Origin of the sequence: Bacillus sp. NPDC060175 (assembly GCF_042728695.1) — a bacterium.
In the GTDB taxonomy this organism is placed as follows: Bacteria; Bacillota; Bacilli; order Bacillales; family Bacillaceae_G; genus Bacillus_A.
Map to the genome: position 1 here is coordinate 48407 of NZ_JBHWYR010000029.1, position 10599 is coordinate 59005.

At 34.9% G+C, this 10599-nt stretch carries 13 protein-coding genes and 1 other annotated feature; of the genes, 3 read left to right on the plus strand and 10 right to left on the minus strand.

Annotation, left to right across the window (positions count from 1 at the left end; translation table 11 throughout):
• Positions 1-143 precede the first annotated feature (143 nt).
• Together ACFWDE_RS15875 and ACFWDE_RS15880 are read right to left on the minus strand one after the other, a co-directional pair.
• Positions 144-662 (minus strand): hypothetical protein, encoded by a 519-nt coding sequence (locus tag ACFWDE_RS15875; RefSeq protein ID WP_002149447.1) that lies wholly within the window; start codon positions 660-662, stop codon positions 144-146.
• 114 nt (positions 663-776) lie between these two features.
• Complete coding sequence (locus tag ACFWDE_RS15880; protein WP_377893298.1) at positions 777-1874, minus strand: site-2 protease family protein; 1098 nt, start codon at positions 1872-1874, stop codon at positions 777-779.
• Positions 1875-2025: 151 nt separating this feature from the next.
• Here ACFWDE_RS15880 and ACFWDE_RS15885 point away from each other — a divergent pair, with 151 nt between their 5' ends.
• On the plus strand, positions 2026-2223 hold the full coding sequence (locus tag ACFWDE_RS15885) for a hypothetical protein (protein WP_000776287.1): 198 nt from the start codon (positions 2026-2028) through the stop codon (positions 2221-2223).
• A 184-nt stretch (positions 2224-2407) separates the two neighbouring features.
• On the opposite strand, the gene ACFWDE_RS15890 is transcribed toward ACFWDE_RS15885, so the two are convergent.
• Positions 2408-3259, minus strand: coding sequence for a YhfM domain-containing protein (locus tag ACFWDE_RS15890; protein ID WP_377893300.1), 852 nt, complete (start codon positions 3257-3259; stop codon positions 2408-2410).
• Between the two features lie 107 nt (positions 3260-3366).
• Here ACFWDE_RS15890 and ACFWDE_RS15895 point away from each other — a divergent pair, with 107 nt between their 5' ends.
• Complete coding sequence (locus ACFWDE_RS15895; protein ID WP_377893302.1) at positions 3367-4143, plus strand: class I SAM-dependent methyltransferase; 777 nt, start codon at positions 3367-3369, stop codon at positions 4141-4143.
• A gap of 39 nt (positions 4144-4182) precedes the next feature.
• Here the strand turns inward: ACFWDE_RS15895 and ACFWDE_RS15900 are convergent, their stop codons facing one another.
• Entirely contained in the window at positions 4183-4392 is a 210-nt protein-coding gene (locus tag ACFWDE_RS15900) for a hypothetical protein (RefSeq protein WP_000880631.1), read from the minus strand.
• A 262-nt stretch (positions 4393-4654) separates the two neighbouring features.
• Positions 4655-4913, plus strand: a binding site (T-box leader).
• 57 nt (positions 4914-4970) lie between these two features.
• On the opposite strand from ACFWDE_RS15900, the gene brnQ3 reads away from it, so the two are divergent.
• Positions 4971-6326 carry a branched-chain amino acid transport system II carrier protein BrnQ3 gene (gene brnQ3, locus ACFWDE_RS15905; protein WP_377893304.1) on the plus strand — a complete coding sequence of 452 codons (1356 nt, stop codon included), beginning with the start codon at positions 4971-4973 and terminating at the stop codon, positions 6324-6326.
• Between the two features lie 24 nt (positions 6327-6350).
• Here brnQ3 and ACFWDE_RS15910 read toward each other — a convergent pair whose 3' ends face one another.
• The 6 genes from ACFWDE_RS15910 to ACFWDE_RS15935 form a co-directional block, all read right to left on the minus strand.
• On the minus strand, positions 6351-6707 hold the full coding sequence (locus ACFWDE_RS15910; protein WP_377893306.1) for a DUF3992 domain-containing protein: 357 nt from the start codon (positions 6705-6707) through the stop codon (positions 6351-6353).
• A gap of 10 nt (positions 6708-6717) precedes the next feature.
• On the minus strand, positions 6718-7350 hold the full coding sequence (locus ACFWDE_RS15915; protein WP_048526925.1) for a response regulator: 633 nt from the start codon (positions 7348-7350) through the stop codon (positions 6718-6720).
• Entirely contained in the window at positions 7347-8402 is a 1056-nt protein-coding gene (locus ACFWDE_RS15920) for a sensor histidine kinase (protein ID WP_377893307.1), read from the minus strand. The genes ACFWDE_RS15915 and ACFWDE_RS15920 overlap by 4 nt, the downstream gene beginning before the upstream one ends.
• The gene (gene liaF / locus ACFWDE_RS15925) at positions 8402-9142 is read right to left on the minus strand and encodes a cell wall-active antibiotics response protein LiaF (protein WP_070141476.1); all 741 of its coding nucleotides are present in this window, start codon (positions 9140-9142) and stop codon (positions 8402-8404) included. Before liaF ends, ACFWDE_RS15920 begins: the two co-directional genes overlap by 1 nt.
• Positions 9143-9249: 107 nt before the next feature.
• Positions 9250-9912 (minus strand): PspA/IM30 family protein, encoded by a 663-nt coding sequence (locus tag ACFWDE_RS15930; protein WP_377893309.1) that lies wholly within the window; start codon positions 9910-9912, stop codon positions 9250-9252.
• A gap of 69 nt (positions 9913-9981) precedes the next feature.
• Positions 9982-10338: a lmo0954 family membrane protein gene (locus ACFWDE_RS15935; protein WP_377893310.1), complete on the minus strand. Its 357-nt coding sequence runs from the start codon at positions 10336-10338 to the stop codon at positions 9982-9984.
• Positions 10339-10599: the final 261 nt, after the last annotated feature.

Below are 10599 nucleotides of genomic sequence, written 5' to 3' on the forward strand. Positions count from 1 at the left end.
CACTATTAACACGTTGTTTTTGTGAAAAATATATGAACAATGCACATATATCGTAAAATTTTAATGTACGGAGGTCTTCCATACCCCCTCCCTCACCAATCGTCCTCAAAGAAAATAAGCTAACTAGAATTCTAGCTAGCTTACTACTTTGCTTGTATCGCTTGTTCAATTACTTTTATATTCTGCCCGTTTCCAAACTCTGTATACCCCCATATATTCGTTTCACCTTTATATTTATTTATGTGTATATCCAAGTCATGATATACGCGATGAGCATAGATTACATACTCCATATTCTGAAGCTCCACACCTTTTTTTACAATTTCATAACTTCTATTCACATCGCGCTTTATTTTTTCATTTTTTATTTCTTTATGTATATTTTTTAAAGAGGCTTCTTGCTCTTGAAACCATTGTTTAAAATGTTTCCAATCCCCATCTGTATATTTCTCTGCCTTACCATAATTCAAGAAATTATTATAACTTTCATGTGTCGTACGAACAAAATCGAGTGTCTTCTTCTTCTCTTGCACCTCTTCTATTTGTACTACTGTATTTACTCCAGCAGACTTATTCGCATAATATAATAGTACTTTCATAAGACTATAGCTCGCTATTGCCATCACAGTAATAGTTACCAATACACTTAACAATTTCTTCATATACAGAACCCCTTTTCTACTATGAATATTACAATGTACTGTTACACTTGTAACATTCTCTCGTAGAAATGTACTTCCTGTTTAAATCCTTCTTTTCATTTCGACACTATTTTTCTACAAACTTCTCCTTGGTAAATGCTCTTGTAAAACAATATAACCTTCATAAGCGGTATAACCGAGTATAGCCATTAATCCGATATAACAAGCAAATACTGTCCATTTCGTTTTCGTATCGACTTTATAATAATTTTCTTGTTGTTCCTTTTCTGTTTCCCATTCATTTAATTTTCTTTCTGACATTTCAAATGCTTCTCTTATATGAATTGTATGCATTTCTTTTTCATCTTCATATGGGACATAATCAAGTGGCTCAAATTTTGGTAAAAGGTACTCTAGCACTTCAATCTTTTGAAGTTCTCCTGTTTTTAATTCTTTTTCACGTTCTCTTTGTCTTAATACATTCATCTCATGGTGAATCATATAAATCGTTCGATGCACCGCACCAGTTTCTTTTAATTCCTCTTCAAGCCTAGCAACATATTCCTTCATTCCATCGATTTTATATCCTAATTCCTTAATCGGCTCATCTCTCTTTATTACTCTATATAATTCCATACAGCCGATAATAACAATAAATCCTCCCAAAATACTTTTAAAGTAAATTGAATAGCCTAGCAGTAAAACAAGCCCGGCTCCCCAAATTTTAGTACTTACAACTGAAATGATTCGGCCGCCATCTAGCGGTGAAACTGGAATTAAATTAAAGAAATTAATCATACTTCCAAGTAAAATAATAAGCGCCCAAAACGGCTCTTTCGTTACTATATACAGTGGGATCGCGGGTAAAAATGAAAGCAATCCAAAAAGAGGTCCCATATAGGCGATGTAAGCTTCATCTTTTGCATTTTTCGGCATCTCTTTCATCCCAATAAGAGCTCCCATAAATGGTATGAAGATTGCTGGCGATGTTGGTATACCTTTCTTTCTCGCTGCCCATAAATGCCCCATCTCATGTACAAACAATAAATACACGAGTGCTACCCCAAACTTCCAACCATATATGACTGCGTATGCACCAAGCGATAAAAACATACTAAATACTGTTGAAAATTTTGCTAACTTAAAAATTGCAAATACCCATTTTAACTTAGATAGTAAAAATAACCCTATTGTAACAATAATTCCCCATAACCCTTTTTTATTATTTTTCATATTCCTCTCCTTTATCTCGCTTTACTGAGCCATATACACTCATCAAAACTTATTCTTTTCTCTATTATGACATATTTTTTTCTATTGTTAGAAATAATGTTTATTTCATCCATTTTTAGCCAAAAATAAAAATAAAAGGAGGTAAATACAAATGAAATTACAATCTCTTATGATAGGCGCTCTATCGTTTTTAGCTTCAACTCTTATTTTTTATACCGTCAGTTACGTATTATTATTAGATTGGTTGCCAAATCACTTATTTATAGCCCTTATTATTCTTTCTGCTCTTATGATTTCCTTTCTAATTACACGAAAATCAATGAATGAGCCATCTGCAAAAGCAAAATAATAGAGGGGATCTTTCCCCTCTATTATCATTTCCTAGGAAAGGCCATATAGACTTTATGATTCTTACTGCCCGCTATTTGCAGGCAATAAGAATCCCACCTCAAAATTCGGCTGGAGCAAAGAAGTTAGGTGGGAGTCGTGCTAATAATCAGCGGTGGATGCCCCCCACTGATTAAAGTTTCACTTTATCTTTGTAAATTCATTTTTTCACCATACTCTTTAACAATTTGAATAATGTTTTGAAATGCTCCTACTTTTTCTTTCTTACTATTTAATATTTGTAAATCGTAATTATCATAATAGGTTTCTAGTGCTTTTAATTGTGATTCTGAAGCATCTTTTATCGGAACAGTAACATTCAATTCATACTGTTTATACCCTTCCTTTACTTTTTCAGCTGAAATCATTTCACTCTCTTTTGCTCCAATTAATTTTTGAATCTTTTCCGGGAAAATCAATTGCAAATAATATTCTTGTTCCTTTGCTAACTTATTATATAGTGATTGTGAAATCGTATAACGTACCGTATAATTTATTTTTTGATCGCCTGCTTTAATATGAAACGCGGTAATCTGCAAATCTTTTTTCGTTATTTCCGTTAAAGGCCCTACTTGCATCTCATCTTCTTTTTGTTCTGGAATCTTTGGAAATATAGCCAAAAGTTTTTCCGTATCTTTTTCGTTCAGCATATACATATCTTTCTTATATTGCACCCATCCTCGGCGGTCTTCTCCTCTTAACCATGCATAATATGTTTCTTTTTTTCCATCTCTACTAATTTGTATTTCATATTCCGGTTCACCAAAACTACCCGTTACTTCTTGTTTTTCCGCTTTGTTTATAATATCCACCACCAACTCCGCATCCATTTTCTTTAAATTTTTTTCTTCTTTACCTTTTTGTATAACAGTTATTTGTAATGGTTCTTTCACTTCATTCACTGTCTCCTCTACTTGTTTCGATTCCTTCTTTTGCTCGGCTTGACCACACGACGCGAGTAAAATAACACATAAAAACATTAAATATTTCCCTTTCAAATCGATTCTCCTTTCCAATAAGATATTCTTATAATCCTCATGCATAAAACAAAAACGTTACATTATATAGAATGAGCTATACTATACACTGAAGGGAGGATTTTACAATGTCCATTAATTTTCATGATGCAAATAATAAGTATACGTATGCAAATCGTAACGCACATATTTCATGGCAGGAAACAATAAACAATATTGTAGATGTACAAAACAAACAAGTAATTGATATAGGTTGTGGTGGAGGCATTTATACGAAAGAACTTGCTCTTATGGGAGCCAAAAATGTTGTTGGGCTTGATTTTTCAAAAGAAATATTACAAGCTGCAAAAGAAAATTGTAATGCCTTCCCAAACATTTCATTCATTCACGGTGATGCGCATAACATTCCATATCCTAACGAATCTTTCGACCTTGTCATTTCTCGCGCAGTCATCCATCATTTACAAGATATTCCTACATTTATACGAGAGGCTTCTCGTATATTAAAAAAAGACGGTATACTTATTTTACAAGACCGAACTATTGAAGATTGTACAATTCCAGGAAGTCCTGAACACATTCGTGGATACTTTTTCTCTGTATTTCCAAAACTCATTGAAATAGAATCAAAAAGAAGACCAAAAACCACTACTATACAGCAAGAATTACAAAAATATTCTCTTCAAGTGTTCCCCATACAAACACAATGGGAAGTACGAAAAACACATGATTCTGTAGAAGCATTGCTGCAAGATTTATCTCCTCGAACCGGACGATCCATTCTATATGAATTAACAGATCATGAACTTTCTCAACTTCTACATCATATCCAAACGGCATTACAAAACGTCTCTCCTATCATCGAAAGAGATCGTTGGACCATTTGGAGCGCTAAGAAATTGTAAGGAAGGAAGCCTCACAAAATAATGTGAGGCTTCCTTCCTTCATAATCTAGTTTTGCAACACTCTTGATATCCTCCACTCCTGGCCTGTGCACTTCCACACTTCGGACATACTAAATATCTAGACTGATTTGTCAACAAACTACCTTTTTGAAAGAGTAAAACTTCTGCTTGTTTAAACGAACGCGAATAATATAACCACATAAAACCAATTATAGCAATAATGCCAAATAATACTCCCATCGCAAGCATTTCAGTCACCTCTTTTGGTTTGTTCTTTCCAGCAAGTGGATTGTTGTATTATTCTCTGCAAATTCAAACAAATCCTCCCTTACTCCTATAAATATCGATTTTCTCCATAAACTTTACAATTCTCTATAATGTTTTACAGCATTTTTACAAACAGCATTAACCCTTATATTCTCAGCTATATTTCTACAGGAAAGTGTATTTCCCAAAAAATATGTTGACTTTCTAAAAAAAACATGTGAGAATGTTGTCAGAATACTTGTATAAAAATTCATTGACGAGAACGAGTACGTTATAGGGCTGTTCCCCAGAGAGTTGGTATTTTGCTGAAAGCCAATGCTCAGTTCGTAACCGAAAATCATCTCCGAGGAGTAGAACCGAATGCTGAAGTAAGTTCTTACCGGTCGTCCCCCGTTACAAGGAACACGTATCATGTTGTACGTTGTAAAGCCGTATACATATAGATATATTTCTACATGTATAAATTAGGGTGGTATCGCGGGTAAATATAACTCGTCCCTTTCTTAAGGGACGAGTTTTTTGTGTTCTTACAATGAATTTACAAAAAAGGAGGAAAAACAATGAACACTGTATCAAAAAAGCACGTTTTTTTCACAGGTCTTATGCTATTTTCTTTATTTTTTGGGGCAGGAAATTTAATTTTCCCTCCAATGCTTGGACAAAATGCTGGTGAAAATTTTTGGCCAGCGATGATTGGCTTTTTACTAACAGGAGTCGGCTTACCGCTACTTACTGTTATCGCTATTTCTTTATCAGGAAATGGAATGCAGCAACTTGCGAGTCATGTTCACCCATCATTCGGAATATTCTTTACGGTAATTGTATACATTGCAATCGGTCCATCTATGGGCATTCCGCGTGTCGCTAATGTCGCTTATGAAATGGGAGTTAGTTCTTTCTTACCAGAATCTATTCGCTCTAGCAGCCTAGCCCTATTTTTATACACAGTCATCTTCTTTGCTATCGTATTTTGGCTTAGTTTAAACCCTTCTAAGCTCGTCGATCGTATCGGAAGTGTATTAACCCCTATTTTATTACTCTCTATTTTCTTATTATTCGTTAAGAGTGTATTTACACCCCTCGGGCAATCTGGACCAGCCATGCAAGAGTATCAAACTTCTCCAATTTTCAAAGGTTTTATGGAAGGATACTTAACGATGGATACCATTTCAGCACTTGCATTTGGGATTATCGTTGTAAATGCAATTCGCTCAAAAGGTGTGAATGACCGTAAATCAATTGCCATCGCAACAACAAAAGCAGGACTTATTGCCGCTACCGGCCTCGTACTTGTATATGGTGCACTTGGCTGGCTCGGTACAACTAGTGTCTCTCTTGGATACGCAAACAATGGAGGACAGCTACTTACCGTTATCGTACAACAATTATTCGGTCCATATGGTCTAATTCTGTTATCTCTTATCGTTACACTCGCTTGCTTAACAACATGCGTTGGACTTGTATCTGCATGCAGTCAATACTTCTCAACATTATTTACAAAATTTTCATACAAAACGTTAGCAAGCGTCATTTGCTTGTTAGGATTATTAGTTGCCAATTTAGGTTTAACAAAAATTATTGCAATCTCTGTTCCTATTTTACTTGTTGTATATCCAGTTGCAATTGTACTCGTGTTATTATCATTACTTCATAAATATTTCGGTGGCTATCGATCTGTTTATGTATGTGCTTTAATTGGAACAGCAGTTGTTAGCGTTTTTGACGGATTAAAACAAGGGAATATTCCTGTTTCATTTATCACATCTTATTTCGAGTTTATTCCATTATATAATGAAGGAATTGGCTGGTTAGTACCAGCATTAGTTGGGGCTATTATCGGTTTTGCCATCGCAAAATTAAGTGGTGCAAAAGCAGTACCATTAACGGACCATTCACCTGAATCGAAAGCATCATAAAAAAACTCCCATTTCGGGAGTTTTTTACATTTGATAAGAAGTATGATTAAAGCTACTTACTTTATAAGCTTTCGTATAGTAATCAATATTCGTATCCACTGTTTTTACTTTTACAACATCATAGCAATCTTCTTGCTTCACTAGAAATAAATAATATTCTTCTGTTGCCTCAATAATTGCAATACGATCTGTTTCAATATCATATTGTCCACAAAGTGCTTGCAACGCATTCACATAGTTACCTAATTTTTTCGTTTCATCCATTCCAAATATCGTTTGAACTAACATACACTCTCTCCCCTTTGTATGTACTGTTAACACCTTAATGATAACGTTTACATAATTAACCGTCAACAAAAAGCTTTGACCATATATAGTCAAAGCTTCCTTCTTATTTTGTCAATTGGTGTCTAAACGCATAAATAACCGCCTGTGTCCGGTCACTTACATTTAGCTTATTTAATATATTACTCACATGTGTCTTTACTGTTTTAAGGGCAATAAACAACTCATCTGCAATCTCTTGATTACTTTTCCCCTCTGCAATTAATAACAAAATTTCAGACTCTCTTTCTGTTAACTCCTCATGCAAAGGTTGTTCTTTCTTCTGACGCATACGAGACATCATTTTGCCAGTAACTTTCGGCTCTAATACCGTTTCCCCATCATAAGTAGCTCGTACAGCATCTGCAATATCACTCGCTCTTGATGTTTTTAATAAATAACTTGTCGCCCCCGCCTCAATAACAGGATATAACTTTTCATCATCTAAAAAGCTCGTGACAACTACAATTTTCGCTTCTGGCCATTCTTGAATAATAGCACGTGTCGCTTCAACCCCATCCATCTCATCCATAACAAGGTCCATTAAAATAATATCCGGTCTTAATTGCAAAGCTAACTCTGAACCTTTTCTTCCATTTTCAGCTTCTCCAACTACTTCAATATCTGACTGCGTTGATAAATATGCTGATACACCCATTCGAACCATTTCATGATCATCAACTAATAATACTTTTATCATGATTCTCCCCCTCTCTCAATCATAATAGGTACTTTCACTTCTATTTGCGTACCTTTATTCGGAAAACTAAGAACTTTTAATGTACCACCAATTTCATGAACTCGCTCTTGCATTGACCTTAAACCGTATGAACCAGCCTTATTAACCCCAACTTTAAACCCAACACCGTCATCAATAATTTTCAAAATCGCATATTGATCAATTTTACGAAGGCGTACTTCGGTTTTCTTTGCCTTCGCATGCCGTAAAGTATTAGACAGTGCCTCTTGTACAATACGGAATAAATGATCCTCTACACCTTTTTTTAATTGAATCGGTTCAATTAACCATTCAATTTTCATATGTTGCTTTCTAGACAGTTCTGTTAATAATTCTTCTATACCCTCTGTTAGTTTCTTACCTTCTAACTGCACTGGGCGTAAATGAAGGAGCAATGCTCTCATTTCTGATTGTGCATTTACAACCATATTTTCAACAAGCTGCAACTGTTTTTGCGTCGTGTCTGGAATTTCAGCTGCTTGTTCATTAATGGCTGACATCATCATCGACATTGCAAAAAGCTGCTGACTTACAGAATCATGCAGCTCTCTCGCTAATCGATGCCTTTCTTGAGAAATCGCTTCTTGTCTCATCTCTTCATTCCAATGGGCTCGTTCATTCGTTACTTTTTGAAATAGCCCAGCTTGCTCTTCTAAGCGACGAGCAAGACCAATTACTTTTCGTTCCACTTCATGAAATTCATCATCCGCAGTAAATGAAACATCACTTGGAAAATTCCCTCGCTCTACTTCGAACAGAAAAGTATTTAATCCTTGTATACGCTGCTCTATATAATAACCGATTGCATACCCTACAATTCCTCCGATAAGGAGACTGGTACTCATAATAAACAAGCCAATTGGAACAGAAGCGATGGATTCTTTCCATAATATATCATAAACTTGTTGCTCACTTTTCCATACATAAACAATCGTACAAATAAGTGCGATACTTACAGAAGATAACATAGAATAACGAATATACATCCACGAAATATTCCTTTGTTTTTTCATTATACTTTCCTCACTTCCGTATCGCCTACGACAAGCGAAGAAATAATTTTAATACGACGAGGAGCTTCTTTATACTGTTCTGTTCTAAACGTAACATTACGGTTAAATCCAGTTTCTTCATGTCCTGGCAGGAGCACTCGCCCAACAATAACAGAATGATTTAAAGACAATTCAATATCATATGGTACATATAAACGAATATTACCAATGACGCCCCGAATAACAATAACCGTTTCCCCCTCTGGAATCATAGCAGTTGTTAAATCAATCTCGACGTCACAAGCACCATATTGGACGTTAATATCCTCTATTTCATAAATATGATCCATCATCCGGACATTACCTACAAACATATTTTTTATATACGGTTCTGTACGATATATTTGTTTTTCTTCATCTATATATCCCTTTTCTTTAATTTCAACTTTCATTGCTTTTTGCTGATGTCCTTGTTGAATAAGTTGATAACCAATTAAAGCTAAACAAGCAAACACAACAAGTACGAATGCTGCTGATGAAAATAAGAAGAATAAGAATACAATACCACCGACAAATAAAAATACATTCCCTCTTACATAACGGTTCTTCTTTCGATAATGTCTTCCAAACATAATCATAATAAATGCAAAAATTAGACCACCTGGTTCAAAATGTCCAAGTATCATATCAAGAAAAAGACCGAATCCAAATATGATGAGGAGCATCCCCATTAATTGTGTTTTTGAAAATTGCTTCTTCATTTCAGCTCCCCCCCTCCTTGTCACATATACATAGAAGAAAAGGCATTGCTTTCCAACACCTTTTCTTCTATCACTATATCATAAGCCTGTTTTATTATATACTACAATTATTTTGTTACTTCTTTCGTTAACGATACTTCATTTTTCTCTTTCATTTCACGCTCTAGTTTTGCAATTTTCATATCAAATGTATCACGCTCATGCTCCTCATTTATACGCAGCTCTATGTCACGAATGTGATCTTCAATTTCTTCGAATCGTAAGAACGGATTATTTTCATCCATTTTATGAATAGCAGTATTCATACGGCGGTTTGCATGCGCCATATTTTCACGTGCCATTAATTCCATACGCTTTGCGTTCATTTCTTTTAATTTATTTTTCATTTCTGAAAGACGACGCTCTAACTCATCAATTTGCTCTACAACGCCAGCATACATTTCTTCTAAGCGAGTTACTTGCCCTTCATAATACGCTACTTCTTCTAATGCGCGTTCATGCAATTGTAATTCGCCTGCTTCTTGTGCGATGATAGCTTGCTTTGATCTTTTACTAACGAAATAACGTGCTTGCTCAAGCTCACGAGCAAAGTTAGATTTTAATGTTTTATGACGCTGAATTAACTTCTCAATTTTTGTTATTTCACGCTCACTGTCGCGTAAATATTGGTTTAACATAGCAATTGGATTTTTTCTTTCTTTCTCATCTAACACATTATGAAAATCAGCTAAAATTGCATCACGTACACGTCCGAATAAAGATTGTTTCATTATAATCTTCCTCTCTTCTACTTTATAATTTGATTTGATTTGATTTGATTTGATTTGATTCATTTTATATTAGTTTTTCATTAACTTGTTCCACTCATCTTCAAAGTTGCTATATGGTTTAGAACTTTCTGGATCAGCATCAACAACTACATTTTTTTCTTTTTTCCACTCACGGTAACCGTAGTATAAAACTACTAATGCTGCGATACCGATTAATGCTGGGGAATGAGAAAGTGCAATGGACAAACCGATTAAACCAACAATACCCCAAGCTAACTTTCCAAAGAATGATTTAGCTCGCACAAATGATTTATAGCTCCAGTACACAACTCCTGCTCCAATGGCGAATCCTACAATACCAGCAAGACTACCAAGAGCAATTAAAGCCAAAATACCGGCTGCGATAAACGCTAGAAATTGTTTCATCTTGTGCTTGCCTCCCTTCGATTTGATACTCTTATCTTAACTATTTTTTCATATTTCCATAACGAGCTTAAGAACTGTTTTCGACTCAGACTTAAGACCGAGTTGTATTCAGCCTTTTGCAAAACGAACATGTATGCGATGCGTATAGATACAGAAAAATTCTTATTCAATAACGGATGAGAATCTCAACTTGCGCGTCCAAAAAATTAGCAATACGTACAAACTTTTATTAAATTACATTAAAAAAATATTAAGAAAATT

Coding starts and splice junctions, on each gene's coding strand:
- ACFWDE_RS15885 (WP_000776287.1), top strand. CDS start 2,026: ATGAAATTACAATCTCTTATGATAGGCGCTCTATCGTTTTTAGCTTCA.
- ACFWDE_RS15920 (WP_377893307.1), bottom strand. CDS start 8,402: ATGAAAAAACAAAGGAATATTTCGTGGATGTATATTCGTTATTCTATG.
- ACFWDE_RS15900 (WP_000880631.1), bottom strand. CDS start 4,392: ATGCTTGCGATGGGAGTATTATTTGGCATTATTGCTATAATTGGTTTT.
- liaF (WP_070141476.1), bottom strand. CDS start 9,142: ATGAAGAAGCAATTTTCAAAAACACAATTAATGGGGATGCTCCTCATC.
- ACFWDE_RS15880 (WP_377893298.1), bottom strand. CDS start 1,874: ATGAAAAATAATAAAAAAGGGTTATGGGGAATTATTGTTACAATAGGG.
- ACFWDE_RS15875 (WP_002149447.1), bottom strand. CDS start 662: ATGAAGAAATTGTTAAGTGTATTGGTAACTATTACTGTGATGGCAATA.
- brnQ3 (WP_377893304.1), top strand. CDS start 4,971: ATGAACACTGTATCAAAAAAGCACGTTTTTTTCACAGGTCTTATGCTA.
- ACFWDE_RS15935 (WP_377893310.1), bottom strand. CDS start 10,338: ATGAAACAATTTCTAGCGTTTATCGCAGCCGGTATTTTGGCTTTAATT.
- ACFWDE_RS15930 (WP_377893309.1), bottom strand. CDS start 9,912: ATGAAACAATCTTTATTCGGACGTGTACGTGATGCAATTTTAGCTGAT.
- ACFWDE_RS15915 (WP_048526925.1), bottom strand. CDS start 7,350: ATGATAAAAGTATTATTAGTTGATGATCATGAAATGGTTCGAATGGGT.
- ACFWDE_RS15895 (WP_377893302.1), top strand. CDS start 3,367: ATGTCCATTAATTTTCATGATGCAAATAATAAGTATACGTATGCAAAT.